The organism is Kitasatospora sp. NPDC034023 (assembly GCF_055575795.1).
Genome location: NZ_JBVIRY010000030.1, coordinates 83682 through 110344, shown reverse-complemented (window position 1 = coordinate 110344; position 26663 = coordinate 83682). Strand labels below are relative to the sequence as shown.

Here is a 26663-nt window from a genome sequence, read left to right as displayed (position 1 = left end):
CCCTGATCACTCCCAGGGCCAGGCGGCGGCTTGGCCGCGTTCGAGCAGCGGGATGAGTGTGAAGGACGCGTCGCTGAGGCCGCCGAAGGTGTAGCGCCGCGGGCCCGGGGCGGTGTGGCCGGTGGCGTAGCCGGCCAGGTTCCAGGTGTAGACCGGGACGTCCTCGGGGACGGGTTCGAAGACGTCGTACGGCGCCCAGTGGGTCTGCTCGTCGGTCACCACGACCACCCGGTCGTGGTCCCGGTAGTGCGTGCGGACCGCGGCGGCCGTGGAGGTACCGCCCAGGTTGCGGAAGCGCCGCAGGGTCTGCAGCACCGACGGCTCCGGTTCGACCACCCGGCTGCCGCTGCCGAACTGGACCAGGTCGGCCTGTTCGGCCCGCAGGGCGAGCGCGGTGCCGAAGATGGCGGCCGTGTCCGCCCGGTTGAGCTGGGTCCGCGCCGAGGGCAGGTCGAACATCGAGCCTGAGCGGTCCACCAGCACCAGTGTGCGGCCCGGCAACGCGGGCACCCTGGCCAGCGAGTGACCGAGGGCGGTCTCCAGGGCGTCGGCCCAGCGCGGCGAGCGCGTGGCGCGGTGGGCGGCCAGGAAGCGGAACGGGAACTGCCGGGACCGTCGCACCTCCTCCGGGTCGGCGACCCGGCGGGCCACCTCCGCCGCCACCTCGTCGCCCACGCCCGCCTCGTCGAAGTTGCGCAGGTTGCGGACCAGCGCCATCGGCCCCATCGAGGGGATGACGGCCTCCCAGACGGCGGCGTCCAGCGGGCCCCGCAGCCAGCCGGCCAGGGCCTCCCAGGTCATCCCGGCCTCGGCGAGGCGGTCCGCGCCGCCGGGATCGGTGACCCGTGCGCGGCGGTCGGCCTGCGGAACACCGAGCAGGGCGTGGTGGGCGCTCAGCAGTCCCTCGTCGGCGGGCGGCAGGGCGCGCTCCGGGCGGTGGCGGCGGTCCAGGGCGTAGCGGAACAGCGCGCCCTGCCAGGGCTTGGCCGGGTCGGGCGCGGGGTGGGTGAGCTCCAGGACATCGCCGAAGCGGTAGCGGTGCGACGGGGTGTCGTACTTCAGCAGGGCGCGGCCGGTGTAGAGGCGGCGGACGGCGTCGCCGATGCCGCGGCGCAGCGGCTGGGGCAGCCGGCGGCCGTACCGGGCGGTCCAGTGGGCCAGCAACTCCCCCGGCTCGTCGGGCCGTTGCAGCACGGCGTCGACGGCCTGCCGGGAGTACCCGGCGGCGCCGGCGGCGGTCCGCGCGTGGACGAACTCGGCCGCCCCGACCAGTGCGGCGGTCCGGATCCGGGCCTCGGCGCGCAGCCAGCGCAGCAGGCCGAGGGTCCACAGCGGGTCGCTGACGGCCTGCTCGCGGATCAGGCGGAGGTAGCGTTCGTCGCGCTCGACGGCCGCTTCGTAGAAGCTCTCCTGCCCGAACAGGTGGGAGACGGCGAGGAGGAACAGCTCCGACTTCGGCTCCCGGACGTACCCGGTGCCGCCCTGGTGGTTGATGACCGCCCCGCCCGGGCCGAGCATCCCACTGGGGGCGGCCTTCCTGCGCGAGATCACCGGAGGCGGTGCACACCGCAGGTGCCGGACCTCCGGGATCGGCCACTGGCCGTCGGTGGCGAGCGGGGAGGACACCCCGCGCCTGGTGAGTCCCGGTAGTTCTCGCTGGATCTCGGCCCTGGTGGCGGCCTTGGTCCGTTGGCGGCTGAACCGGGTCATGCAGAAGTCCCCCTGGTGGGTGGTCAGGCTGAGGCGCGGAGGGGTGGAGAGAGGCGGGGATGGCGGGGCTGAGGTGCGGGGCCGAGGTGTGCGGGCGCACGCCGGGACGGCGCCTCCCGGGATCAGAAGTGGCACCGGTGGCACTTGTTTTTGTCAGGAAGTAACCGGGGCCGGGCGCATCGGGAGGCGCCGTCCCGGACGCTACCGGGTCGGGCCCCGGCCCGTCATCCGAATTGTTCGGCTGGTTCGCGCGGGGACTTCGCCGGGGGATTCACCAGAGGATTCGCCAGGGGATTTCGGAGCGTACGGGAACCGATCCAGGGATCCGTCCGACTGCTGTGGGGTGAGTGCGAAATCGCCGGGTGTCCGGCCGTTGAGTGTGCTGGCGGGGTTCGCCCTGCTGCTGGTGGTGGTGTTCGTGGTGGCCTACGGGGTGGGCCGGCAGGTGGGGCCGGTGGCGCCCGGGCTGCGGCCGGGCAGCGGGGGCGGGGCGTCGCCGGGGATGGACGGGCACGGCATGGGCGGGATGCGATGAGCGCCGTCGCGGGGACCGACGCCGACGCCCTGGTGTCCACCGATCTGGCGGTGGGCGGGATGACCTGCGCGGCGTGCGTGGGCCGAGTGGAGAAGCGGCTGGGCCGGATCGACGGCGTGACGGCCGGGGTGAACCTGGCGACCGGGCGGGCCCGGGTGCTGCACCCGGCCGACGTGTCGGCCGCCGACCTCGTGGCGGCCGTCGAACGGGCGGGCTACACCGCCGCGTTGGCGCCGGCCGGGGTCCCGGTCGGGGCGGCGGCGGAGGAGCCGGACGAGCGGTGGCGGCTGCTGGTGACGGCGCTGCTCGCCGTCCCGGTGCTGGTCCTGTCCATGGCGCCCGGGCTGCAGTTCACCGCCTGGCAGTGGGTGTGCTTCGCGCTGGCCGTCCCGGTGGTGACCTGGGGCTCGGCCGCGTTCCACCGCCGGGCCTGGCAGGGGCTGCGGCACGCGGCGGCGACCATGGACACCCTGGTCAGCCTGGGCGTGGTGGCCTCCTTCGGCTGGTCGGCGTACGCACTGGTGTTCGGCGAGGCCGGGGATCCGGGCATGCGGATGCCGTTCTCGCTGACCGCCGACAGCGGCGGCACCGCGCACGTGTACCTGGAGGCGGCGGTCGGGGTGCCGCTGTTCGTACTGGCCGGGCGTCTGCTGGAGGGCCGGGTGCGCCGGCGCAGCGGTTCCGCGCTGCGGGCGCTGGCCGAGCTGGGCGCCAAGCAGGTGTGCCTGCGGCAGGCGGACGGCGAGGAGCGTCTGGTACCGATCGAACTGCTGCTGCCCGGGCAGGAGTTCGTGGTGCGCCCGGGCGAGCGGGTAGCCACCGACGGGGTGGTGGTCGAGGGCGGTTCGGCGCTCGACCTGAGCCTGCTGACCGGGGAGAGCGTGCCGGTCGAGGTCGGCCCCGGGGACCGGGTGGCGGGCGCGACGGTGAACGTCGGCGGCGCGCTGGTGGTCCGCGCCACGGCCGTCGGCGCGGACACCCAGCTGGCCCGGATCACCGCCCTGGTGGCGGACGCCCAGGCCGGGAAGGCGCGGGCGCAGCGGCTGGCGGACGCGGTGGCCGGGGTGTTCGTGCCCTGTGTGCTGACGGTCGCGGCCTCCGTGCTGGGCTTCTGGTTGGGCGCGGGCGCGGCCCCACAGGCCGCGGTGACGGCGGCCGTCGCGGTGCTGGTGGTGGCCTGCCCGTGCGCGCTCGGGCTGGCCACACCGACGGCGCTGCTGGCGGCGACCGGGCGGGGCGCGGAGCTGGGTGTGCTGGTGCGCGGCCCGGAGGTGCTGGAGAGCCTGCGCCGGGTGGACACCGTGGTGATGGACAAGACCGGGACGCTCACCACCGGCCGGATGGAACTGACCGCGGTGACCACGCTTGAGGGAGCTGCGGCCGAGGGAGCTGCGGCCGAGGGCGCTGGGGCCGACAGCGCCGCGGCCGACAGTGCGGCGGCCCACGGCGGCCCGGCCCACGGCGCCGGCGAGGAGGAGGTGCTGCGGCTGGCCGGCGCGGTCGAGCACCGCTCCGAGCACCCGATCGGCCGGGCCGTCGCGGCGGCGGCCCGGGAACGCTGCGGCGACCTGCCCGCCGTGGACGGCTTCGCGGCCGCCACCGGCCTCGGGGTGTCCGGGACGGTCGGGGGCCGGGCCGTCCGGGTGGTCCGCCCGGACGGCATCGCGCTGCCCCCGGCCCTGGCCGAGGCGGTGGCCCAGGCCGGGAACGCGGGCCGCACCGCCGTCCTGGTCGAGCTGGACGGGCGCCCGGCGGCCGTCCTGACGGTCGGCGACACGCTGCGCTCAGGCAGCTGGCGGGCGCTGCACCGGCTGCGCGGGATGGGCCTGGAGACCGTCCTGCTGACCGGGGACGGCCCCGGCGCCGCCCGGGCGGTGGCACAGGAGCTGGGCATCGAGCGGGTGCACGCCTCGGCGTCGCCCGAGCACAAGGCCGAGGTGGTGGCCGAACTGCGCGCCGCCGGACGGACCGTGGCCGTGGTCGGCGACGGCGTCAACGACGCGGTCGCGCTGGCCTCGGCCGACCTCGGGGTGGCACTGGCCTCGGGCAGCGACGCCGCGATCGGCGCGGCCGGACTGACCCTGGTCCGCGGCGACATCGAGGCGGTGGTGGACGCCGTACGGCTGGCCCGGCAGACCCTCGCGACGATCCGGGCCAACCTGCTGTGGGCTTTCGGCTACAACCTGGTGCTGATCCCGCTGGCCGCGGTCGGACTGCTCAACCCGATGCTGGCGGCGGTCGCGATGTCGCTCAGCTCGTTGCTCGTGGTGGGCAACAGCCTGCGGCTGCGCACCTGGGAGCCGGGGCGGGGCGGTTCGGCGCGCGGGATGGGCCTCGACCGCCGGAAGGGGGCCCGGCGATGAGCGCGCGGGAGGGAAGCCCGGCGACGGGCGCGCGGGAGGGAAGCCCGGCGATGACCGCGCGGAAACGGGTCTCGGCGATGAGCGCGCTGGAGCGGCTGAAGGTCGTCGGCCCGCCGGTCGGCGCGGCGGCGCTGGCGCTGGTCCTGCTCACCGGGTGGACGGCGGTGGGCGGGGCCGGCCGGACCCGCCCGGTCGAGGCCGGGCCGGGCTGGGTGCTGCTGCCGACGGCGGGCGCGGCCACGGCCACGTCGGCCTTCTTCACGATCCGCAACCCGGGCGACGTGCCGGACGAACTGACCGGCGCCAGCTGGGAGTTCGGCGGGCGGATCACCCTGAAGCGGCACCTCCACCAGGGCGCGGCGGGCCGCTGGGAACCGGCCCCGGCCCTGCCCGTACCGGGCGGCGGCGAGCTGGCGATGTCCCCGGAGGACGCGGACCTGATGATCGCCGACCCGCCGCCGCTACGGGCCGGCCAGTGGGTGGAGTTCACCCTCGCCTTCCGCCACAGCCCCGAACTACGGCTCAGGGCCCAGGTACTGGCACCGGCTGACCGGCCGCGCAACTAACCGGCGGGCTGCATGCGCCGGCCCCCGGCGGGCGACAGCCGTTCGGCTCTGTCTCCCGCCGGGGGCCGGGAGCCCCGCCGTGGTCGCCTCACTCGTGCGGGACGACCGCCACCGGCGCCTCCGCGTGGTGCAGCACCGCGTGCGCGACCCGGCCGAGCCGGGGGCCGAACTCGGCCGGGCGGTGGCGTCGGCCGACGACGACCAGCGCGGCCCCGGCCGAGGCCTCGACCAGCGCGCGGGCCGCGCCCAGCCGGACGTCCTCGACCACCGCGACGTCCGGGTACTGCTCGCGCAGCCCGGCCAGGGCCAGCGAAAGCAGCTTCGCCTCCAGCGCCTCCAACTGGGCGACCTCACCCTCCGGGACAGCCCCGCCCGCGTAGCCGAACAGCGGCGGCAGGTCCCAGCCGTGCACCGCCCGGACCCGGGCACCGCGCAGGGCGGCCTCGCGGAAGGCGAAGGCCGACACCTCCTCCGCCGGGCTGTGGCCGTCGACGCCGACCACCACCTCCTCCGCCGCCGCCTCCACACCCTCCTGGGCGTCGCGCACCACGACCACCGGCACCGGGCTGCGCCCGGCCGCCGACCTGCTGACCGAACCGAGCAGCAGCCCGGTGAAGCCGCCGAGGCCGCGCGAACCGAGCACCAGCAGGTCGGCGTCCGCGGCGGCGGCCACCAGGCCGTCGACCGGCGCGTCCAACACCGCGTCGGTCTCCACGGCCAGCTCCGGGTGGCGCCCGCGGATCTCCTCGGCCGCCGCGGCCAGGGTCCGCTGGACGGCGTCGGGCAGGTCGTCGGGCTCGGCGTAGGAGGACACCCCGTCGGTCAGCCACGGCCACGCGTACACCAGCCGCAGCGAAGAGCCCCGGCGCACCGCCTCCGCCGCAGCCCAGTGCACGGCGGCCGTGCTCTGCTGCGAACCGTCGACTCCGGCCAGCACGGTCGACGTCGACTCGCTCCGCTCGCTCATGAACGTTCCTCCAGGTGTCGTCAGTCGGCGGTTCGGCACCGGACACGGCGCGCGCTGACGCCTCGTCCGCTCCTCCCCATCCTGGCAGCGGCGCCCGGCCCCACGACAGAGGCCGCAGGGCCCTCGGCCACGGGACGAAAGGCCCGCCCGACGGAGCCTACGACCGACCCCGCCGTGCACCCCGCCGACACCCGGGCACTACCGTGAACGGGACATTCCCGCTGGTCGGACGGCGCCCGCGCCGGGCGGGGGCGGGGGCAGAGGTGGGCCGGTCGACGCAGGGCCGGGTCGGGGCGGGACACGAGGAGGACAGCGGTGGGCGGAGCGGACGGCGGCGCGGCGGGTGGCGGCCCTCGGATGCCCCGGCTGCGCCTGGACGAGCTGCTGGAGGAGCTCCAGTGGCGGATCGACGCGGCGCGCGGCACGCAGAACCGGGTGCACAGCCTGCTCGAGGCGGTGCTCGCGGTCGGCCGCGAGCTGGACCTGGCACAGGCGCTGCACCGGATCGTCGAGGCCGCCGTGGACCTGGTGGACGCCCGGTACGGCGCGCTGGGGGTGATCGGGCCGGACGGGCACTCGCTGTCGCAGTTCCTGACGGTGGGTCTGACCGACGAGGAGATCGCCGAGATCGGCCCGCCGCCCTCGGGCCGGGGCATCCTCGGCGAGCTGATCCGCGAGCCCCAGCCGCTGCGCTGCCCGGTGCTGTCCGACCATCAGGCCTCGGTGGGCTTCCCGTCGAACCACCCGCCGATGCACACCTTCCTGGGGGTGCCGGTGCGGGTGCACGGCGAGGTGTTCGGCAACCTCTACCTGACCGACAAACGCGGCGGGCTGGACTTCGACGAGGACGACGAGGCGGTGATCGCCACCCTGGCGGTCGCGGCCGGGGTGGCGATCGACAACGCCCGGCTGTACGAGGAGGCGCAGCAGCGCCAGCGCTGGCTGCGGGCGAGCACCGAGATCACCCGCAGCCTGCTGTCGGGCGCGCCGCGCCTGGAGGTGGTCGAGCTGATCGCCCGGCGGGCCCGGGAGATCTCCGGCGCCGAGCTGGCGGACGTGTCGGTGGTGCTGGCCGGCCCGCGGGAGCGGGCCGAGGAGCTGACCGTGGAGGTCGCGCTGGGCGGCACCCCGTCGGCGCGGCTGGGGGTGACGGTGCCGGTGGACGGCACGCTGTCCGGCGCCGCGTACGTCTCCGGTTCGCCGGTCACCAGTGACGAGCCGGCCTGCGACGCGCGCTTCCCGGCCGGCCCGGCGGGCCGCTTCGACGGGTTGGGCGCGGCGGTGGCGGTGCCGCTGGGCACCGGCGCCGGGTACGGGCGGGGCGTGCTGCTGCTGGCCCGGGCGCAGGGGCAGCCGGCTTTCGGGCCGGAGGAGACCGGCCCGCTGCTGGGCTTCGCGGACCAGGCCGCGCTCGCTCTGGAGTTGGCCGAACGGCGGCGCGACGCCGAGCAGTTGAACCTGCTGGAGGACCGTGACCGGATCGCCCGGGACCTGCACGACCTGGCGATCCAGCGGCTGTTCGCGACCGGGATGACGCTGCAGAGCGCGGGCCGGCTGATCGAGAGTCCGGCGGCCGCGGACCGGGTCGCCCGGGCGGTGGCGGACCTGGACGAGACCATCAAGATCATCCGCTCGACCATCTTCGGCCTGCGCGCCCACAGCGAGCCCGACCACGGCCTGCGCGCCCGGGCCACCCGGGTGGTCACCGAAGCGCAGGGACCGCTCGGCTTCGCACCCCGACTGAGCATGGAGGGCCTGCTGGACACCGACGTGCCGCAGGAACTGGCCGAGCACGTGGTGGCCGTCCTGGCCGAGGCACTCAGCAACGCCGCCCGGCATGCCCGCGCCTCCCGGGTCGAGGTGACACTGCGCGCCCTCGCCGGGCGGGTGGTGCTGACCGTCACGGACGACGGCGTGGGCGTGCCCGAGGGCGGACGGCGCAGTGGCCTGCGCAACCTCGCCGAGCGCGCCGCCCGGGTCGGCGGGTCCTTCACCGTCGGCCCGGGCGAGGACGGCGGAGCCCGGCTGGTGTGGGAGGCCCCGATCGGGCCGTGAGGCCCCCGTGGGAGGGCCGGAGGGCGGGCGTTCTCCCGCCGGAGCCCCTCCCGGTGCGACCGGCTCCGACGAGAGAAGAACATGACGCCTGGGGAGTTGGCGCTGCGTCCAGCTCCCTGCCACTCAGGCCCCGGCCGGTCAGTCCCCCGTCGGTGTCCAGCGCCTGCCGAGGCCGGCCGCGGCGGTTCCGGCGGCGGCGGCGATGACGGCGGCGAGCAGCGCGGCCGTGCCGAGCAGCACGCCGTAGTCGGTGAGCGACCGGGCGGGGGTGGCGAGCATGGCGGGGGTCTGGATCCGGGGCAGGGCCAGCACCGTGTCCAGGGCGATCGCGAGCAGGACGGCGGTCAGGACCGGCAGGCCCAGCAGGTGCCGGGCGGCGGCCCGGACCAGCGTGCCGTCACCTCCCAGGGGTGTGAGCGGCGCGACCGCGGTGGCGAACTGGAGGACCTCCGCCAGGGCGCCGAACCCGATCGCGAGCAGCAGCACCAGGGCGCCGGCCCCGCCGAGGAAGGTCACCCAGCGGGCCTGGTGGGCGCCGGCCGCGGATTCGTCGCGCTGACCGGGAACGTCGACGTTGGCGGTCACCCCGAGGTGCCGGTACGCGGCGGCCTTCACCGCCGGGACGTCCAGCGGGCTGTCGCTGTCGCGGTCGTGGTCGCCGATGACGGCCAGCCAGAGCGAACCGTCGTCCCGTAGACCGGCGAGCGCCCCGGCGCGCACGGTCACACCGGCCGGCGTGGCGCTCCCCCGGTCGTCCAGCACGGCCTCGCGCAGCCGCCGGTCGAGGCTTCCGGCGGGGACGGTGGCGCTTCCGCCCCCGGCGGGGCAGGGCAGGGCGAGCGCGGTCAGTTCCGCGCAGGGTGCCTGGATCAGCAGGCTGCCGGCCGGGCCGGAGCCGAAGGAGACGGTGTGCGCACCGGGCGGGAGCGCGGCGAGGAAGCGCTGGTCGGGTCGGGCGGCCGCCGAGGCCTGGATGACCGCCGCCCTGCCGACCCCGGCCGCCGCCACCCGGGAGGGGCCGCCGGAGGACATGGTGGTGTAGTCCGTGAGCAGTTGCGCCTCGCCGAGCAGGCCGACGCAGATCAGCAGGGCGCTGGTCAGCCTGGTCACCAGGCCGGGGTTGGCGGCGGCCGTCCGGGCCGCGATCAGCGCGGGGCCGCGGCTGCGGCGGGCAGCGGCCGCCGCGAGCGGGCCCACCGCGCGGGAGACGCCCCAGGAGACGGCCGCGGGCAACGTGGCGAGCAGTCCGGTGGTGGCCACGATGAACACCTGCGCGCTGAGGTGGCCCCCGTCGAACAGGGGGCCGGCGCACCAGGCGAGCAGGAGGAAGCCGCCGCACATCCCGAGCCCCGGCGCCCGGAGCAGCCCCTCCGTTCCCCGGCCCGGCCTGGCCGCCCCGGTACCGGCGGGCCGCGTCGGACGGCCGGTGCCGGTGGCGCTCCGCGGCCGGACCAGGACGAGGACGGCGCCGACGAGCGCGGTGGCGAGAACGGTGGTCGCGCCGAGCCAGGGCCAGGCCCGCCGTAGGTCCACGGCGGCCAACCGGTAGTGGATCCACGGCAGTTCGACGTCGACGGCCAGGAACGGCAGGAGCAGCACGGTGCCGGCCACGGCACCGGCCGCGACGGGCCGGACCGCCGCCGCGAGCACGGCCTTGGCCCGATCACGGCGGCGTGCGCCGAGGACGGTCAGCAGGGCGAGCCGCCGGTCCTGCCGGACGGCGCCCATCCGGGCGGCGGCGACGGCCAGCACCAGGGCGGGCAGCGCGAGCAGGACCGCCATCGCAGCCGCCAGCTCGGTGGCCGGACGGACGATCCGGATGTCGCCGAACGCCGCTTTGGAGCCGTCGCCGTAGCCGGTGATGCCGACCCACCGCTTGGTGGTCGCGGCCATCTCGGGGGTCGGCCGGACGTAGGCGAGCCGCTCTCCGGGGGAGGCCAGGCCCTGCTGCCCGATGGTTCCGGCGACCGTCCCGTAGCGGTGGGTGAAGTCCTCCTCCGGCGGCCCGTCACGCAGGGCCGGGGAGAGCAGCACCTCGCCCGGGGCGGGCCAGTGGGCGACACCGGGGGGCAGGGGCGCGGCGTCGGTCAGCGGGAAGATCAGGACGACGGCGAACTGGCGCCCCCGGTAGGAGTCCCAGTGGCTGGTCCACAGGGCGGTGGAGTGCTCTCCCTCGGCGGCTATCACCGGGTTTCGGGCATCCGAACGGGTCTCGCGTCCGGTGTAGGCGGCCGTGGTTGCCACGAACGCGCCGCCGGTGAGGACCAGCACCGCCGTGGCGCAGAGCAGGGCGACGAACCGCGTCCACGCGCCCGCGCCCGCCCACTCCCCCGGCCGACCGGTCGGCCGGCCGTCCGGCCGCTCGACCCGAGGGGTGCCGCTCCCGCGCGGCCCGGGCCCGCCGTTCACCGGGCGCCACCGATCAGGGCGGAGTCCTCGACCAGTTTCCCTGCCCGGAGCAGCACGGTCCGGTCGGCGGCGGAGGCCACCGCCGAGTCGTGTGTGACGACCACCAGGGCGCAGCCGCGGCTCCGGGGCAGGTCGAAGAGCAGTCGCGTGATCCGGTCGCGGGCCGGTTCGTCGAGGGATCCGGTGGGCTCGTCGGCCAGCAGCACGGGCGGGGCGCCCATCAGGGCCCGGGCGATGGCGGTCCGCTGGCGTTCGCCGCCGGACAGCGCCGCCGTCGTCACGCCCGCGCGATGGGTCAGGCCCACGTCGGACAGCAGTGCGCGTGCCTCGGCCAAGGCGTCCCGCCGGGACCGGCCGGCCAGCAGACCGGCCAGGGCCACGTTCTCCACCGCCTCCAACTCCGGCAGCAGTTCACCGAACTGGAACACCATGCCGACCCGGTTCCGGCGGAAGGCGGCGAGACGGGCACCGCTCAGCCGGGGAACGTCCTCGCCGGCGACCCTGAGCTCGCCGGCCAACGGCCGGGCCAGGCCGATCATCAGGGCCAGCAGCGAACTCTTGCCGGTACCGGACGGTCCCATCACCGCCACCGATTCGCCTGCCCCGACGGACAGTTCGGCTCCGTCCAGGAGTCGGCGGTCGCCGATGTGGTAGCTGAGCCTGCGGATGACGACCGGCGGTTCGTCAGTCATGTACGGTCCGGGCCTTTCGTAGCCGCTGTGTGTTCACGAATGGTGGAGTTCCGCCTCGGGCGGCGGGGGGGGAATTCGGAGTTCAGTGGGCTGGGGGGAGTTGGGGTCCGGCGGGACGGGCAGCGCTACCCGCCCCGCCGGACGTCACCGGAAGGTCACCGGGACACCGCCGGGGGATCCCCGGGACGTCGCCGGGGATTCACCTAGGGGTCGCCCGGGGATCAGTGGTCGTCGGACCACCAGATGCTGCAGTAGTCCTCCGCTGCGGGCATGGACACGCAGGTCTTCATGTCCCAGATCACGCCGCCCGCGCCGCTGTAGCTGGTGGTGCCCTCACCGCTCTTGTTCCACAGCGAGTAGAGCTCGGTGCTCGGGTAGTTGCGGTTGTACCGGGTGTAGACGGGGTTGCCGTCCGCCTTGGTGTCCATCACCGCGGCCATGGCGTTCGGGGCGCCGGCGCCACTGCCGGTCCGCCACGAGTGCGAGCCCGTGGTGTAGCGGTCCATGTCGGCGTGGGCGACGCCCGCGCCACCGGCGACGACGGCAAGGCCGGCCGCCATCAGGCCGATCCGGGACGCGGTTTGACGGAAGTTCATGACTCTTTCCTCCATGGGTGGTTCGGGCATTCCCCAGGGGCGCTCCTGCCGCGCCCTGCACACATCCGACGGATACCGGCGATCGAATGTGACGGCACGGAAGAGAAATTCGAAAGTTCGGGGAAGTACCACGGGAGGCAATGCATCCGTCACGGACAGCTACGCCAGGCGGCCGATGACGGCCGGGAGGGCGCCAATGATGTGGACCACCCGTCCGACGGCGCCCCGGGCCGACAGCTCCAGCGCCCGCTTCCGGTCGAGTTCACGGAGAGCGGGCAGGTCATCGGGCCGGCCCTACGAAGAGTGCCGCCCGTCAGCCCCGGCCGCCGCGCAGCGGGGACGGCCGCGCGGCGGCCGCGCGGCGCAGCTCGGTGGCGATCAGGGCCGCCTGCACCCGCCGCTCCACGCCGAGCTTGGCGAGCAGCCGCGAGACGTGGTTCTTCACCGTCTTCTCGGCGAGGTAGAGCCGTTCCCCGATCTGCCGGTTGGTCAGGCCCTCGCCGATCAGCGCCAGCACCTCCTGCTCGCGCACGGTCAGTCCGGGAGCGACGGTGACCGGCTGGGCGGGTTCGGCGTCGCTGCGCAGCCGGTTGAGCAGGCGGGTCGTCGCGCCGGGGTCGAGCATCGAGCGGCCGGAGGCGACGGTGCGGACGGCGGTGACCAGGTCGGTCCCGCTGATCTGCTTCAGCACGTACCCGGCGGCGCCCGCCATCACGGCGTCCAGCAGCGCTTCCTCGTCGTCGAAGGAGGTGAGCATCAGGCAGGCGAGGTCGGGCAACCGGGAGCGCAGCTCGCGGCAGACCGAGACACCGTCCCCGTCGCCCAGGCGGACGTCCAGCACGGCGACGTCGGGCCGCAGCGCCGGCACCCGGACCAGCGCCTGCTCGGCGGTCGCCGCCTCGCCGACCACCTCCAGGTCCGGCTCGCCGTCCAGCAGGTCGTGCACGCCTCGGCGCACCACCTCGTGGTCGTCCAGCAGGAACACCCGTACGGGTGCCGGGGCCCCGGCACCCTCGGCCTTGGTCGCCATTGCGCGGCTCCACCTTCGTCACCCCCGCCCACTCCCAGCGGGGCCCCGGGGCATCATCGCCCACCGCGCGGCCGGGTCCCAGGGCCGAAGGGCCCCATTGCGTCGGGCTCGGTGGCTCTGCCAACACCTACCCAACACCCGCCCGGGACCGCCCCCGGTCCCGGGCCCCGCCCGGGACCTCCCGCCCGGGACCTCCCGACCGGGAGCTCCCGGCCACACCCCCATCCGCTCGGGCTGCGCTCGCCCGGCTGCGGAGGCCCGGTCGAGAACCACCGGAACGCCGCCGTCCCGACGTCCCCGGACACCCGGCCGACGAACGCCCCCACACCACCCGCGCCCCGGGTCCCGCCGCCGCCCCGCACCCCGCCCGGCCTGCCGGAACGCCATCCGCACACCCCTACGGAACCACCCACCGATCCCATCCTCGGGCGCCCGAGCTGTGAGGGCGGAGTGCGCGAACCCGCCCGATTCCGTGCCCTTCAGTGCCGATCGACCGTCAAGTAGCCTGCGCGCACCGACGAACCGCCATCGCCGCTTTCGACGGACCGCCATCGCACCGCCCTCGGACCGCCCTCGAAGCGCCTTCGCACCGCCATCGCACCGCCTTCGCACCGCCTTCGCACCGCCGAACGGTCACGCCCCGCCCTCGCCCCGGAGGTACGCCGATGCCCCTGGCCCAGACCGCCGCCCCCGCCCGGCTGCGCTTCTCCGTCCTCGGCCCGCTCGCCGGCGAGGCCGGCGGCCGCCCGCTGGCCCTCGGGCCGCTGAAGCAGCGGCTGGTGCTGGCCGTGCTGCTGAGCCGCGTCAATACGGCCGTGCAGGTCGACCTGCTCACCGACGCGGTCTGGCCCGAGGAGCCGCCGCGCACTGCCCGGAAGAACCTCCAGGTCTACATCTGCACCCTGCGCACCCTGCTCGGCCGGGAGGACGGTCCCGACCGGCTGGTCCACTCGGCCGGCGGCTACCTGCTGCGGGCGGCCGAGCCCGAGCTCGACCTCCTGCGGTTCCGCGCCCTGGCCCGGGCCGGCCGGGCGGCCGCCGACGGCGGTGCGCTGGCCCCGGCCGCCCGGCTGCTGCGTCAGGCCCTCGACCTGTGGCAGGGCGCGCCGCTCGCCGACCTGCGCTCCTCGCCCGCCGTCGAGGCCGAGGCCCGGCGGCTTGAGGCCCGCTGCCTGGGTGTTCACGAGGACTGGGCGGAAACGGAGTTGGAGCTGGGCAACGCCGCCGCCGTCGCCGAGGAGCTGGCCGAGCTCGCCGAGCGCCACCCGCTGCGCGAGCGCCTCCAGGCGGCCCGGATGAACGCGCTGCACCTCTCCGGCCGACAGGCCGAGGCGCTCGCCGTGTACGACACCCACCGTCAGCTGCTCGCCCGCGAGTTGGGCCTGGAGCCGAGCCCTGCCCTGACCGCTCGCTACCGAGAGCTGCTCGCCCGTGGCCGGAGCGGGCCCGCTGCGGCCCGCCCGGAGCGCGGCGCCGCCCCGCACGGCGTCCTGCTGCCCGCCGACACCGCCGACTTCACCGGGAGGAGCGTCGAACTGCGGGGGCTGATCGCCGAGTTGGGCGAGGGCAGCGGACGCGTCACGGTGCTCTCCGGGCCGGCCGGCAGCGGCAAGACCGCGCTCGCCGTGCACGCCGGCCATCTGCTCGCCGACCGTTTCCCGGACGGCCGGCTGCTCGTCCGGCTGCGCACCGGCGACGGCGCCCCGCGCCCGCTGCCCGAGGTGCTCGCCGAACTCGCCACCCTGACGGCCCTCTCCACCCTCTCCACCCGATCCGGCACCGCCCCCGTGGATCCCGCCCCGGCCGACCCCGGCCAGGCCGCCGCCCTGTGGCGGGCCTCGCTCGCCGGACGCCGGATGCTGCTGATCCTGGACGACGCCCCGGGCGAGTCCGTGGTCCGTGAGCTGCTGCCGGGCCACGGCCCGAGCGCCGTCCTGGTCACCTCCCGCAGCCAGCTCGCCGGCCTGGCCTCGGTGCACCGGATCACCGTCCCGCCGCTGGCCCCCGCCGAGGCCCTGGAGCTGCTCGGCCGCATCGTCGGCACCGGCCGGATCGGCACCGACCGTGCGGCGGCCGCCCGGATCGTGGACGCCTGCGGGCTGCTGCCGCTCGCCGTCCGGGTGGCGGGCACCCGGCTGGCCGTGCTGCGCCACCTCCCGCCGGCCGAGTACGCGGCGCGGCTGGAGGATCCGGCGGGCGCCCTGGACGAGCTGGTCGCCGGGGACGTCACCGTCCGCGCCCGCCTCGACTCCGGCTGGCGTGACCTCACCGACCAGGGCCGGCTCGCCCTCGCCCGGCTCGCCGCCCTGCCGCTGTCCCTGCTCTTCACCCTCCCGGAGGCCGCCGCCGCCCTCGGCCGCCCCGAGCGGCTGGCCCTGCGCACCCTGGAGTCGCTCACCGACACCGGGGCGGTCACCTCCCCCGTCGGCGAGGTCACCGCCCACGCCGCCCTCTACGCGCTCCCCCGGCTCACCCACCTGCACGCCCGCGAGCGCGCGGCCGCGCACCTGAAGACCGCCTCCTGACGCACCGTCAACATCCTGATCACCCCAGCGTCAGCAGGTCCAGCACGTCCCCGCGCTCCTCCTCCAGCCCCCACAACCCCAGCAGCACGCCCGCCGCCCCCGTGTGCAGGTCCGCCGAGAAGCGCCGCAGCCGCATCCCCGGCACCAGCAGCCCCTCGGGCCGTGCCACCAGGTGCCACTGCAGCCGCGCCACCTGCCCGGCCACGGCCTCCGGCGTCCCGCCCAGCCGGTCCAGCGCCAGCGTCAGCCCGGCCCGCCCCCGGAACAGCCCGGGCTCCCGGATGAACCCGGGCGCGCAGACCTTCCGGACGTCCGCCAGGAACGCCTCCCCGCCGGGCAGTTCGGCCGCCTCCAGGTACTCCCGCAGCACCAGGGCGATCCCGCTGCTCCCCCGGTCCAGGTACGCCAGCCGCCGTCCGGCCTCCAGCACCTGCAGCGACCCGTCCGGCACCCGGACGCACTGCGCCGTCGCCCGTTCCAGCGCGAGGCGCGCCGAGTCCAGCAGCCACGGCTCACCGGTGCGGCGGTACAACCGCAGCTGCAGCAGCGCGATGCCCGCCAGCCCGTACAGCAGCCCGGCCGCCGGGGGCGCGTCCAGCCCGTCCACCGTCTCTCCCCGGACCACCGCCGCCAGCTCGCAGGCGTCGGCCAGCGCGTCCGCCGCCTCCCGCCGGCTGTCCAGTGCCTCCGCCAGCCGTAGCCGGGCGAGCGCGGCGCCGGCCCGGCCGCCGAACAGGCCGGCCTGGCGCGCCGGACGGGCCGTGCGCGCCCGGGCGACCAGTTCCTGCGCCGCCTCCGGCCGCCCCACCCGGGCCAGCACGACCGCGACGCCGAGCGGGCCGTCGTACAGCCCGGCCGTGCCCGGCCGCGCTCCGCGCCGGCGCAGCGCGGCGACCAGCCAGTCCGCGTACTCCTGCGGCCAGTCGGCGCCCGCGCGGTGCAGCGCGTACAGCACCCCGGCGGCGCCGTGGGCGACGCCCGTACCGCCGTCGGCGAACCCGGCCACGTCCCCGGGGAAGAGCCGGTCCGGCCGGTCCGGGGTGGCTCCCGCGTGGATGCCCGCGATCAGCTCGCGCCGCGCCGGGGTCCAGGAGGGGCCGTCCAGCAGCTCACGGCCCCGCCGCTCGCTCGCCGACTCGGTGGACGCCGTCAACGCCGTCCGCGCCCCTGCCGCTACCCCTGCCCCTGTTCCTGTTCCTGTTCCTGTTCCTGTTCCTGGCCGCACCGGCCCCTCCTCCGGCCCGAGTCCGAACCACTCCCGCGCCCGCCGTTCCAGCGCCGCGAGCTTCCCCGGGTCGCGGTCGGCCAGCTCCAGCACCGGCATCAGCAGCATCAGCCAGGTCGCCCACAGCATGAACCGGTCCGCCTCGGCGCCGTCGAGGCCCGGCGGGATCCGCAGCCCGGCCGCGCCCGCCGTCGGCACCCGCCGGTCGTCCAGCTCCGCCGCGTACTCGAAGTCCACCAGCACCACCGAACCGTCCGGCCGGAGCATCACATTGGCCGGGTGCAGGTCCCCGAACCGCACGCCTCGCCCGTGCAGCGCGCCGAGCGCCCTCTCCAGCGCGGCGACCACCCCTTCGACCCAGTGCGCGTACTCGGCGCGCTGCTCGGCCGTGCAGTTCTGGTGCACCAGCGGATAGCGCCGGATCGCCTCGGTGAACAGCTGGACGCCCTCGATGTGCTCCTGCACCAGGAAGATGTGCTCCCACACCGTCCGCACCTCGTGCAGCCGGGGCACGCAGTCCAGCCCGGCCAGCCGTTCCAGCGCCCACTGCTCGCGCCGCAGCCGGGTCGGCGCGTCCGCACCGGCGGCGTCCAGTCCGGCGTACGGGCGGGCCTCGCGCAGCACCACCCGCTCCCCGGTGCCCGGGCGCTCGGCCAGGTAGATCCCGCCGGCGCCGGAGAACTGCAGCACCTCGAGGATCCGGTACGGCAGGTCCCCGGCGGCCGCGTCCCGCGCGGCCAGGTGCGGGCGCAGCAGCTCGGGCGGCTCGACCCACTCCGGCAGCCGGAACACCGGCTCCCGCGAGTCCGGCACCAGTTCCCCGGCGGGGTCGCGCAGCGCGGGCACCGGCCGGCCGGTCTCGTCCTGGCACCACAGTTCGACGAACGCGCCGTAGCGTGCGTACACCGGGGCGGTGCCGATCCGCAGGTCGGTCAGCACGTACGGCCCGGGGCGCCCCTCCAGTTCTTCCGCCAACTCCACTGCCAGCCGCGCGAATTGCTCATCGGATTCCGGGTAGACGGTGATGAACTTGCCGCCGCTGCCGCGCCCGGTGAACTTGCCGTTCGCCACCCGCAACGCCGCCGCGCTGCGTAGGAACTTGAACGCCACCCGGTGCGCCCGGCAGATCCGCGCGACGACGGCCAGTGTGCCCTCTGCGCCGCCCTCCACCGCCGACACGTGCAGCTTCCAGCCCTGCTCCGGCAGCCGGACACCGTCGGGCCGCAGCACCGTCCACAGTCCGCGCTGCTCGCGCCGCCAGCCGTCGGGCGGCTCGCCGAGCCCCAGCGGGTAGCGGCTCGCCCGGTCACGCAGCCGCCCGGGGGTGTCGTAGTACGTCGGGTCGGCGAGGCAGTACAGCTGGGTCTCGTGGGCGCCGGCCATGGCGCGCCTCCTCTTCCGGTTCCGGGCGGGCCTGGGGACGGGGTCCGGGGATGGGTCAGACGGCGGGGATCGGCACCGGCCCGCGCCGTACCGGCGGCGCCCAGGTGACCACGGCCGCGCAGACCGCGATGGCGATCGCCAGCAGGCCGAAAGTCCGGGTGCCGCCGAGGGAACCGAGCAGGATGCCGCCCACCAGCGGGCCGAACGGCTGGATCAGGGTGGACAGGAAGCCGGCGGCGCTCTGCACCCGGCCGATCCGGTCCGGCGGCGCGGCGAGCAGCATGCCGGAGACGAAGCCGATGCTGGCGACGGTGGACAGGCACATGCAGGCCGCGCAGAGCAGCCCGATCAGCAGCGGCACCCTGGTCACGGTCAGCACCCCGGCCGTCAGCGCGGACGCCCAGCAGGCGAGCGCCACCAGGCTGCCGTCGCGCGCCCGGGCGCCGAGCCGGGGGGCGAGCAGCGCACCCGCCAGGGCCCCGGCGGCGGTGCAGGAGACGACCGTGCCGCCGCCGACCCCGGAGTGCCCGCCGTCGGAGGCGACGGCCAGGGTCGCGAACATCAGCGCACTGAACGCGAAGTTCATCCCCAGGCCGAAGATCAGCAGCAGGGTCCGCAGGTAGGGCTGCTGCCAGATGAAGGCCAGCCCGGCGGTCAACTCCTGCTTGCTGAACACCGATCCGCTCTTCTCGGCGGGCATCGAGCGGGTCCGCATCAGTGCCACGCAGATCGTGGACAGCAGCAGTCCGATGCCCTCGGCGAGGAACGGCAGCACCGGGTGCCAGGCGAACAGCGCGCCGCCGCCGAGCGGTCCGATCAGCCGGGCCGCGGCGCCGCGGGCCTGCATCCGCGAGGAGGCCTCCCGGGCCTGCTCGCGCGGCACCACGGCGCGCAGCAGGGCGCCGGCGGAGGGCCCGTAGACGCTGGAGATCAGTGCCCCGGCGGCGGCGACCGGCAGGACCAGCACCAGCGGGGCGTGCCCCCGCAGCACGGCGACGACCAGGGCGCTGACCGCGAGCAGGCTGCCGACGTCGCAGATCCGCATCAGCCGGCGCCGCTCGATCCGGTCGGCGAGCACACCGCCGGGCAGCATGGTGAGCAGCAGCGCGCCGACCGAGACGGTGCCGATGGCGCCCGCCCTGGCGGCCGATCCGGTCTCCCGCAGGACCAGCAACGGCAGGGCGATCGATGCGAGTTGGGAGCCGAGCGAGGCCAGCAGGCCGCCGACCCAGAGCAGCCGGAAGTCCCGGTTGCGGGCGAGCGGGGTGGGCTCCATGGCCGTCCTCCGGGGTGGGGGTGGTGGCAGATCGGGCCGGGGCGGCCCCGTGTCGACGGGACCGCCCCGGAAGCCTTGCGCTACGGCCGGCGACCGGTGCCGGTCAGGCAGAGGTCTCGGCGCCGCCGACGTAGCTGATCAGGCTGAAGCAGTTGCCATCCGAGGACTCGGCGAGGACCTTCATCGACTGCAGGTCCAGGACGTTGGCGGCGTGCGCCTCGACCTCCGGGGTCTCCTCGCCGTTCTCGCCGATGTTCTGGTCGACGTTCTGGTCGATGTTCTCAGCCATGGTCGAACTCCCTTCCACAGGTAAGCCGTTACGGTGGCGACGGGCGGCTGCCCGCCGTGCCGACCACATGGTGGGCGGGGCCGGCTGCGCCCGGCTTCGGAGCCGGTTGGGCACCGGTATGCCCGCAGGTCTTGGATGCCACCGACGACGCCGCCCCACGCCACGGGGCCCGGCCCGACCCCGCCGAACCCCGCCCCGCCTGCGGCCATACCGGTCGCCAGGCGGTCCCGAACCGGGCCCGAAGCCGCCCCCGCAACCCTGACCCGGCACGCCCGAACACCCGAACACGCCGCACGCCCGAACGCCTTGCACGGCCGCGAACACCCGCATCGCCCGCGCCCCGTACGCCCCGCACAGCGGAGGACGACCGAAGGACGGCCCCATGCCCTGCCCACTCTGCGCCCAACTCGTCGCCACGAACGACCAGTTCTGCCCCTCCTGCGGCACACCGCGGGCCGCCGCCCTCGACCTGGTCGCCGAGGAGCGCAAGCTGGTCACGGTGGTCTTCTGCGACCTGGTCGACTCCACCGCCCTGTCCGGCGCGCTCGATCCGGAGACGCTGCGCGAGGTGATCCTGCGCTACTTCGAGCGGATGCACCGACAGATCGAGGCGCACGGCGGCACCCTGGAGAAGTTCATCGGCGACGCCGTGATGGCCGTCTTCGGCGTCCCGGTGATCCGCGAGGACGACGCCCACCGGGCGCTGGCCGCCGCGCTCGCCATGCTGGAGGACCTGGAGGATCTCAACACCGAACTGGACGCCACCCTCGGGGTCCGGCTGGACGTCCGGATCGGCGTCAACACCGGTCAGGTGGTGGCGGGTTCGGACGCCTCGGCGCGTCAGGCGCTGATCTCCGGCGAGACCGTGAACATCGCCGCCCGGCTGCAGACCCAGGCCTCCCCCGGCCAGGTGCTGATCGGCCCGCAGACGCTGCGCGCGGCCGGCCCGGCCGCCCAGGTGGACGAGGTCGGCCCGCTGCGGCTCAAGGGCAAGGCCGAGCCGGTCACCGCCTACCGGCTGGTCGGCCTGGACGAGGACGACCCGGAGCTGCTGCGCCGTTTCGACGTCCCGCTGGTCGGCCGGGAGCGTGAACTGGCCGAGCTGGACGCCGCGTTGGCCCGGGTGGCGGGCGGCTCGGGTGCCGAGCTGCTGCTGGTGGCGGGCGAGGCCGGGATCGGCAAGACCCGTCTGGTGCGCGAGTGGCGCGAGCGGGTGGGCCGGCGTACCGCGCGCTGCGGCACCGCCCGCTGCCGCAGTTTCGGCGAGCAGGGCGTACTGGCGCCGCTCGCCGAGGCCGTCCGCACCCTGCTGGACGAGCCGGAGGGCGCCGCTCCGGCCGAGGCGCTGGCCCGGCTGGACGAGGCGACCGCGCCGGGTGTCGGCGCCGGGCAGTCGCTGGAGCTGCTGGCCGCGATCCTGCGCGGACGCACCGTGGAGCGCCCCGCCGTCCTCGTCCTGGACGACTGCCAGTGGGCCGGTCCGGCGCTGCTGGACGCCGCCGAGCGGCTGACCGCCGCGCTCGGTTCGGCCCCCGTGCTGCTGCTGTGCCTGGCCCGCCCCGAGCTCCCGGCCGTCCGGCCGGAGGTGCCGACGCTGCTGGTCGGCGGCCTGTCCTGGGACGAATCCGCGCTGCTGGCCGCACAGTTGACCGAGCTGAGTGCCCACCAGGAGGCGGTGCCCACCCGGCTACTGGAGCGCGCCGAGGGCAACCCGCTGCACCTGGAGGAGCTGCTGGCCGCCCTCACCGAGGCCGAGGGGCCCACCCTGGTCGACGAACTCCCGCCCGCCGGAAGGGCGTTGCTCAGTGCCCAGATCGACGGGCTGGAGCGCGACGAGCGTGCCACGCTGGACCTCGCCGCCGTGCTCGGCCGCGCCTTCACCGCCGCCGAGCTGGCCGAACTCGCCCACGGCGGCACCGACCAGGACGCTTTCGCCGACCCCGAGGACGATGTCTTCACCGGCCCGATCGACGGCCTGCCGGTCGGCCCGCCGGCCGACGGCGACGACACCCCGCCCCGGCTGCACGCCGCGCTGGCCCGGCTGGCCGAGCGCCGCCTGGTCGAACCGACCGGCACCGGCTACCGGTTCAGCAGCGGCCTGGTCCAGGAGTCGGTCTACCAGTCGATGTCCAAGCGGGCCCGCGCCGAGCGCCACGAGCGCGCCGCCGACCTGCCGGCCGTCCGCTCCGCCGGGGACGCCGCCGTCGGCGGCCACCTGGAACGCGCCCACCGCTACCGGCTGGAACTCGGCCTGCTGGACGCCCGCACCGACACCCTGCGCACCCGCGCGGCCGCCGCCCTCGGCGCCGCCGGGGCGGGCGCCCTGGCCCGCGCCGACCTGCCCGCCGCCACCGACCTGCTGGAGCGGGCCGTCCGGCTGCACTACCCGAACGAGCGCGCCGCCGGCCCCGTCCTGCGCCGCCTCGGCGAGGCCCGCCTCGCACTCGGTCGCGCCGACGAGGCGCTGCCCGTCCTCGCCCAGGTGCGCGACGCGGCCGCCGACCCGCTGGACGCCGCGCACGCCCGGCTCGCCCTGGCCGCCCGGGGCCTGCCGCCCGGCCAGGACCAGCCCGCCGCCACCGCCCGCGCCGTGCTGCCGCTGTTCAGCGACACCGGGGATGACCTCGGCCAGGCCCGCGCCCGGCTGCGGCTGGCCGAGGAGCACCTGCTGGCGGGCCGGCACACCGAGGCCGGGCAGCTGCTGGACCAGGCACTCGACCAGGTCTGCCGCACCGACGCCGAGCTGGACCGGGCCGCCGTGCTGGCCGCGCTGGCCGCCGCGCTGCTGACCGGCCCCGAGCCCGTCCCGAACGCCACCTTCCGACTGCGGGCCCTGCTCGCCGAGCACGGCACCGGCCGACGAACCGTCCGGGTCGCGCTGAACGGCCCGCTGGCCGTCCTGCTGGCCCTGCGCGACCGCCCCGCAGAGGCCGAGCTGCTGCTCGCCGAGGCCAACGGCCTGGCCGGGGAGCTGTCGCTGGCCGAGGCGATGGTCGCGCTGCCCGCGCTGACCGCCCAGGCCGCGGCCGCCACCGGCCAGTCCGGCCAGGCCCTGGACCTGCTGGCCGACGCCGCCGAGATCGCCCGCCGTCAGGGCACCGCCGCCCCGCTGCCGCGCCTCGCCCTCGCCACCGCCCGGGTCCTGCTGGACATCGACCGCCCGGCCCAGGCCGCCCGCCACCTGGACGGCGCGGACGCCACCGTCGCACTGGCGCCGGTGCTCGCCATCGAGCTGGACGCGCTGCGCGGCCGGCTCGCCGCCGCCCGGGGCGAGGCCCAGCCGGCGCTGGACCTCACCGCGGCCGCCCTGCGTGCCGCCGAGGCCACCGAGTCGCTGCTGCTCCAGGCGCTCACCGCGCTCGACCGCGCGCACGCCCTGCTGCTGCTCGACCGCCCCGCCGAGGCCGCCGCGGCCGCCGCCACCGCCCGGGACCGGTTCGCCGCCAAGGGCCACCTGCCCGGCGTCCGGCGGGCCGAGCGGCTCGGGGGCACCCGGTGAACGGCCCGGCCGGCCTCACCTGGAGCCTGCGCGACCGCGCCCCCGCCGACCTGCCGGTGCTCGCCGACCGCCTCACCGACGACACCGACGACACCATCGGCAGTGACGGCGGCAACGGCGGCAGCGCCACCGGCAAGGGCGTGCGGGTCTGTGTGGTCGACTCCGGCGTCGAGCCGGACCACCCGCTGGTCGGCCCGCTGCAGGGCTCCTGGGCAGTCGTCAAGGACCCGGTCACCCGGGAGCTGACCGTCCGCCCGGACACCGCCGGCGACACCTGCGGCCACGGCACCGCCTGCGCCGGCATCATCCGCCGCACCGCCCCGGACTGCGAGCTGTACAGCGTCCGGGTGCTCGGCGAGCGCTTCACCGGCACCGGCGACATGCTGATCGCCGGACTGCGCTGGGCCGTCCGGCAGGGCTTCGACGTCGTCAACCTCAGCCTCTCCACCACCCGGACCCGCTTCCTGGAGGAGCTGCACGCGATCGCCGACGACGCCTTCTTCGCCCGCACCGCGATCGTCGCCTCCGCCCACAACACCCCGGTGGAGAGCTTCCCCTGGCGGTTCTCCTCGGTCATCTCGGTGGGCAGCCACCAGGAGGACGACCCGGCCCTGCACCTGTACAACCCGGCGCCGCCGGTCGAGTTCTTCGCCCCCGGCCAGAACGTCCGGGTGCCCTGGCTCGGCGGCGCCACCATCCGCACCACCGGCAACAGCTTCGCCACGCCGTACGTGGCCGGGCTCTGCGCCCGCATCCTGTCCCGGCGGCCGAGGCTGACCACCTTCCAGCTGAAGAGCGCGCTCTACCTCACCGCGGCCAACGTCCAGGTCCCGACCACCCCCACCCCGGAGGCGCCCGATGACCCTCAGCACTGACCCCGCCGTCGATCCGCTGGCCCGCGAGCTGCTGCAGTCGGTGGTGGACGTCGCCCGGGCGATCTTCGGCGCCCAGGCGGGCTCGGTCTGCCTGCTCGACGAGACGGCCGGGGAGCTGGTGTTCCAGGCCGTCTCGGGGCGCGGCGAGGAGTCCCTGGTCGGCCGCCGCTTCCCGGCCGGCCGGGGCATCGCCGGCTGGGTCGCCGCCTCCGGCGAGCCGATGGTGGTCGACGACCTGGGCGCGAACCGCACCTTCGACCGGGACTTCGCCCAGTCCACCGCGTACGTCCCGAATGCCCTGATGGCCGCGCCGCTCACCCACGGCAACCGGGTGCTCGGCGTCCTGGAGGTCCTGGACCCGGCCCCGCAGGCCCGCGCGAGCCTGCCCGAACTGGACCTGCTGGCCATGTTCGCCCGCCAGGCCGCCGCCGCCCTCCGGGTGATCGCCGACCGCGCCCCCGCCCCGCAGCCGGTCCCCGACCGCGCCGCCGCCCTCGGCCTCCTCGCCGACCTGGAGGAACTGCTGCGCCGCTGAGGCGGGTGCGGGCCTCAGCCCCGGGCCGGGGCCAGGCGGAGGATCTCGCCGCGCTCCAGCGCCGCGTACACCGTGCCGTCCGGGGCGACGGCGATGCCGTGCGGCTCGGCGCCCTCGCCCGGGATCGGGCGGCCGTCCAGCCGCCCGTCCGGGGTGAGCACCCCGATCCGTCCCGCGCCCCACTCGGTGAACCAGAGCCGGCCGTCCGGCCCCGCCGCGATGGCGTGCGGCTTGGCGGCCCGGTCGGCCAGCGGGTACTCCGTCACCTCGCCGTCCACGGTGATCCGCCCGACCAGCCCGCCGCCGATGCCGACGTACCAGAGCGCGCCGTCCGCCCCGGCGGTGATCCCGACCGGTGCGGTGCCCCCGGTGGGCAGCCGGTGGACGGTCACCTGCCCGTCCGTACCGACCCTCGCCACCGCGTCCGCCTGGTTGAGCGTGCACCACAGGGTGCCGTCCGGCCCGGCCGTGATCAGCGACGGAAACGCCCCGGCGACCGGCAGCGGGTGCTCCGTCACCTCCCCGTCCGGCGTGATCCGCCCGATCCGGTTCGCGTTCATCTCGGTGAACCACACCGCCCCGTCCGGCCCGGCGGCGATCCCGTACGGTCCGGCGTTCTCGCCCGGCAGCGCGAACGAGCCCGCCGTCCCGTCCCCGTCGATCCGCCCGATCCGGTGGTCCCGCATCCGGCTGAACCACATCGCCCCGTCGGGGCCGGCCGTGATCACCGCCGGCCCGCACCCGGGCGCCCCGAGCCCGTACCGCCGGACCGCCCCGTCCGCCGCCAACCGCCCGATCTCCCCGGCATGCACCAGCGTGAACCAGACGCTCCCGTCCGCCCCCACGGCCACCCCGTACGGCCCGGCCCCCGCTTCGGCCACCTCGAACAGTTCCATCCGCACCCCTCCCGGCACTATCGCGACTGCCGTCGCATTAGTGATGTTCACACAGGGACCGCAGGCCTGGCAACCGGCTTCTCACGCCCCGCCGCCCGCCCGCCCCGGGACGCCGCGCAGGACCGAGATGACACCCGTCGCCGCCGCGCAGACCGGGACGGCGAGCAGGGCGCCGATGATGCCCGCGATGCCGGAGCCGGCCACCACGGCGACCATGATGGTGGCCGGGTGCAGCTCGACGGTCCGGCTCTGGATGACGGGCTGGAGGATGTTGCCCTCGATCATCTGCACGGCGAGCACCACGCCGAGGGCCCACAGGACCGTGCCGAGGCCCCCGTCGGCGAGGGCGACCAGGACGGCGACCGTGCCGGACAGGAAGGCGCCGACGAAGGGGATGTAGGCCCCCATGAAGACCAGCGCGCCGAGGCCGGGGGCGCCGGGCACGCCGAGGGCGACCAGGCCGATGGTGATGAAGCCCGCGTCGATCAGGGCGATCAGGGTGGTGCCACGCATGAAGCCGGCCATCGCGTCGAAGGCCCGCTCTGCGCAGGCGACCACGGTCTCGGCGCCGGGTCCGGGCAGGTAGGAGCGGATGGCGTCGGCGGTGCAGTGGCCGTCGCGGAGGAAGAAGAAGACCAGGGCGAGCGCCAGCACCCCGCCGGTGATCAGTTGGGTGAGCAGGCCGAGCCCGGAGAGCACACCGTTCGTCAGCGTCGAGACCAGCGAGTTGGTCTCGCCCTTGGCGTTGTTCAGGGCGTGCTGGATCTTCTCCCCGAACGGGCCGAGCCACTCGGCCAGCCGGTGCCCGGCCTGCGGCAGCGAGGTGGCGATCTGCGGGGCACTGTGCACCAGGGAGTTGACCAGCAGCGCGAGGACCCCGCCGACCGCCACGACCAGCACCATGCAGGTCAGCCCGGCGGCGAGGCCCCGACTCACGCCCCGCCCGACCAGCCAGGGCACCACCGGGTAGAGCAGTGAGGCTCCGAGCAGCGCCAGGACGAACGGCACGGTGGCGGCCCGCAGTTCGACCAGCGCGAAGACCACCAGCGAGGCGACCGCGATGAGCAGGATCACCGCCATCGCCCAGGCCGCCGCCTGCCGCAGCGCGGGCGGCAGCATCAGGTAGGGCCTGCGGTGGTCGGGCTGCCTGCCGGGCGGGCGCTCCACGGACACGGCCACCTCCGCCGGGGATCGTCGTTGGGTCCGAACCGACCCAGCTCAGCAGAGAATGTGACGA

19 protein-coding genes are annotated in these 26663 nt (G+C 76.1%); 8 read left to right on the top strand and 11 right to left on the bottom strand.

The features are described from left to right. Positions 1-6: 6 nt before the first annotated feature. The gene (locus ACZ52R_RS32175) at positions 7-1518 is read right to left on the bottom strand and encodes a TROVE domain-containing protein (protein WP_465754622.1); all 1512 of its coding nucleotides are present in this window, start codon (positions 1516-1518) and stop codon (positions 7-9) included. A gap of 565 nt (positions 1519-2083) precedes the next feature. Here ACZ52R_RS32175 and ACZ52R_RS32170 point away from each other — a divergent pair. The 3 genes from ACZ52R_RS32170 to ACZ52R_RS32160 are packed head-to-tail and all read left to right on the top strand — an operon-like array spanning position 2084 to position 5174. Further along, positions 2084-2245 carry a hypothetical protein gene (locus tag ACZ52R_RS32170; RefSeq protein WP_360503033.1) on the top strand — a complete coding sequence of 54 codons (162 nt, stop codon included), beginning with the start codon at positions 2084-2086 and terminating at the stop codon, positions 2243-2245. Continuing rightward, positions 2242-4608, top strand: coding sequence for a heavy metal translocating P-type ATPase (locus tag ACZ52R_RS32165; RefSeq protein WP_465754612.1), 2367 nt, complete (start codon positions 2242-2244; stop codon positions 4606-4608). Before ACZ52R_RS32170 ends, ACZ52R_RS32165 begins: the two co-directional genes overlap by 4 nt. Before the next feature lie 50 nt (positions 4609-4658). Continuing rightward, positions 4659-5174: a copper chaperone PCu(A)C gene (locus tag ACZ52R_RS32160; RefSeq protein ID WP_465618931.1), complete on the top strand. Its 516-nt coding sequence runs from the start codon at positions 4659-4661 to the stop codon at positions 5172-5174. Positions 5175-5262: 88 nt separating this feature from the next. Here ACZ52R_RS32160 and ACZ52R_RS32155 read toward each other — a convergent pair whose 3' ends face one another. Next, on the bottom strand, positions 5263-6141 hold the full coding sequence (locus tag ACZ52R_RS32155) for a universal stress protein (RefSeq protein ID WP_465618929.1): 879 nt from the start codon (positions 6139-6141) through the stop codon (positions 5263-5265). A gap of 357 nt (positions 6142-6498) precedes the next feature. On the opposite strand from ACZ52R_RS32155, the gene ACZ52R_RS32150 reads away from it, so the two are divergent. Then, positions 6499-8196, top strand: a complete 1698-nt coding sequence (locus ACZ52R_RS32150) for a sensor histidine kinase (protein ID WP_465663281.1) — start codon at positions 6499-6501, stop codon at positions 8194-8196. A 138-nt stretch (positions 8197-8334) separates the two neighbouring features. Here the strand turns inward: ACZ52R_RS32150 and ACZ52R_RS32145 are convergent, their stop codons facing one another. From ACZ52R_RS32145 to ACZ52R_RS32130, 4 genes are all read right to left on the bottom strand, one after another. Beyond that, complete coding sequence (locus ACZ52R_RS32145; RefSeq protein ID WP_465754611.1) at positions 8335-10605, bottom strand: hypothetical protein; 2271 nt, start codon at positions 10603-10605, stop codon at positions 8335-8337. Then, positions 10602-11297 (bottom strand): ABC transporter ATP-binding protein, encoded by a 696-nt coding sequence (locus tag ACZ52R_RS32140; protein ID WP_465618925.1) that lies wholly within the window; start codon positions 11295-11297, stop codon positions 10602-10604. Before ACZ52R_RS32140 ends, ACZ52R_RS32145 begins: the two co-directional genes overlap by 4 nt. Positions 11298-11518: 221 nt before the next feature. Next, a complete protein-coding gene (locus ACZ52R_RS32135; RefSeq protein ID WP_465618923.1) occupies positions 11519-11893 on the bottom strand; it encodes a hypothetical protein in 375 nt (124 codons plus the stop codon). Between the two features lie 313 nt (positions 11894-12206). Continuing rightward, the gene (locus tag ACZ52R_RS32130; protein ID WP_465754610.1) at positions 12207-12923 is read right to left on the bottom strand and encodes a response regulator; all 717 of its coding nucleotides are present in this window, start codon (positions 12921-12923) and stop codon (positions 12207-12209) included. Positions 12924-13588: 665 nt separating this feature from the next. Between ACZ52R_RS32130 and ACZ52R_RS32125 the strand changes: the two genes are divergently transcribed. Further along, entirely contained in the window at positions 13589-15448 is a 1860-nt protein-coding gene (locus ACZ52R_RS32125) for an AfsR/SARP family transcriptional regulator (protein WP_465754609.1), read from the top strand. A gap of 19 nt (positions 15449-15467) precedes the next feature. Here ACZ52R_RS32125 and lanKC read toward each other — a convergent pair whose 3' ends face one another. The 3 genes from lanKC to ACZ52R_RS32110 form a co-directional block, all read right to left on the bottom strand. After that, positions 15468-18056, bottom strand: a complete 2589-nt coding sequence (gene lanKC / locus ACZ52R_RS32120) for a class III lanthionine synthetase LanKC (protein ID WP_465754608.1) — start codon at positions 18054-18056, stop codon at positions 15468-15470. Between the two features lie 55 nt (positions 18057-18111). Then, positions 18112-19332, bottom strand: coding sequence for an MFS transporter (locus ACZ52R_RS32115; RefSeq protein ID WP_465754607.1), 1221 nt, complete (start codon positions 19330-19332; stop codon positions 18112-18114). A gap of 103 nt (positions 19333-19435) precedes the next feature. Next, complete coding sequence (locus tag ACZ52R_RS32110; RefSeq protein ID WP_360503011.1) at positions 19436-19621, bottom strand: hypothetical protein; 186 nt, start codon at positions 19619-19621, stop codon at positions 19436-19438. A 382-nt stretch (positions 19622-20003) separates the two neighbouring features. On the opposite strand from ACZ52R_RS32110, the gene ACZ52R_RS32105 reads away from it, so the two are divergent. From ACZ52R_RS32105 to ACZ52R_RS32095, 3 genes are read left to right on the top strand one after another with little or no spacing between them, the layout of a single operon-like run. After that, entirely contained in the window at positions 20004-23120 is a 3117-nt protein-coding gene (locus tag ACZ52R_RS32105) for an adenylate/guanylate cyclase domain-containing protein (RefSeq protein WP_465754606.1), read from the top strand. Continuing rightward, complete coding sequence (locus ACZ52R_RS32100; protein WP_465754605.1) at positions 23117-23995, top strand: S8 family peptidase; 879 nt, start codon at positions 23117-23119, stop codon at positions 23993-23995. The genes ACZ52R_RS32105 and ACZ52R_RS32100 overlap by 4 nt, the downstream gene beginning before the upstream one ends. Next, a complete protein-coding gene (locus ACZ52R_RS32095; protein ID WP_465618909.1) occupies positions 23979-24530 on the top strand; it encodes a GAF domain-containing protein in 552 nt (183 codons plus the stop codon). Before ACZ52R_RS32100 ends, ACZ52R_RS32095 begins: the two co-directional genes overlap by 17 nt. Before the next feature lie 14 nt (positions 24531-24544). On the opposite strand, the gene ACZ52R_RS32090 is transcribed toward ACZ52R_RS32095, so the two are convergent. Beyond that, on the bottom strand, positions 24545-25426 hold the full coding sequence (locus ACZ52R_RS32090) for a Vgb family protein (protein WP_465663179.1): 882 nt from the start codon (positions 25424-25426) through the stop codon (positions 24545-24547). 81 nt (positions 25427-25507) lie between these two features. Then, positions 25508-26599: an AI-2E family transporter gene (locus ACZ52R_RS32085; RefSeq protein WP_465754604.1), complete on the bottom strand. Its 1092-nt coding sequence runs from the start codon at positions 26597-26599 to the stop codon at positions 25508-25510. Between the last annotated feature and the right edge of the window lie 64 nt (positions 26600-26663).

Coding starts and splice junctions, on each gene's coding strand:
- ACZ52R_RS32140 (WP_465618925.1), bottom strand. CDS start 11,297: ATGACTGACGAACCGCCGGTCGTCATCCGCAGGCTCAGCTACCACATC.
- ACZ52R_RS32155 (WP_465618929.1), bottom strand. CDS start 6,141: ATGAGCGAGCGGAGCGAGTCGACGTCGACCGTGCTGGCCGGAGTCGAC.
- ACZ52R_RS32165 (WP_465754612.1), top strand. CDS start 2,242: ATGAGCGCCGTCGCGGGGACCGACGCCGACGCCCTGGTGTCCACCGAT.
- ACZ52R_RS32135 (WP_465618923.1), bottom strand. CDS start 11,893: ATGAACTTCCGTCAAACCGCGTCCCGGATCGGCCTGATGGCGGCCGGC.
- ACZ52R_RS32150 (WP_465663281.1), top strand. CDS start 6,499: ATGCCCCGGCTGCGCCTGGACGAGCTGCTGGAGGAGCTCCAGTGGCGG.
- ACZ52R_RS32090 (WP_465663179.1), bottom strand. CDS start 25,426: ATGGAACTGTTCGAGGTGGCCGAAGCGGGGGCCGGGCCGTACGGGGTG.
- ACZ52R_RS32125 (WP_465754609.1), top strand. CDS start 13,589: ATGCCCCTGGCCCAGACCGCCGCCCCCGCCCGGCTGCGCTTCTCCGTC.
- ACZ52R_RS32175 (WP_465754622.1), bottom strand. CDS start 1,518: ATGCTCGGCCCGGGCGGGGCGGTCATCAACCACCAGGGCGGCACCGGG.
- ACZ52R_RS32110 (WP_360503011.1), bottom strand. CDS start 19,621: ATGGCTGAGAACATCGACCAGAACGTCGACCAGAACATCGGCGAGAAC.
- ACZ52R_RS32130 (WP_465754610.1), bottom strand. CDS start 12,923: ATGGCGACCAAGGCCGAGGGTGCCGGGGCCCCGGCACCCGTACGGGTG.
- ACZ52R_RS32105 (WP_465754606.1), top strand. CDS start 20,004: ATGCCCTGCCCACTCTGCGCCCAACTCGTCGCCACGAACGACCAGTTC.
- ACZ52R_RS32160 (WP_465618931.1), top strand. CDS start 4,659: ATGACCGCGCGGAAACGGGTCTCGGCGATGAGCGCGCTGGAGCGGCTG.
- lanKC (WP_465754608.1), bottom strand. CDS start 18,056: ATGGCCGGCGCCCACGAGACCCAGCTGTACTGCCTCGCCGACCCGACG.
- ACZ52R_RS32115 (WP_465754607.1), bottom strand. CDS start 19,332: ATGGAGCCCACCCCGCTCGCCCGCAACCGGGACTTCCGGCTGCTCTGG.
- ACZ52R_RS32095 (WP_465618909.1), top strand. CDS start 23,979: ATGACCCTCAGCACTGACCCCGCCGTCGATCCGCTGGCCCGCGAGCTG.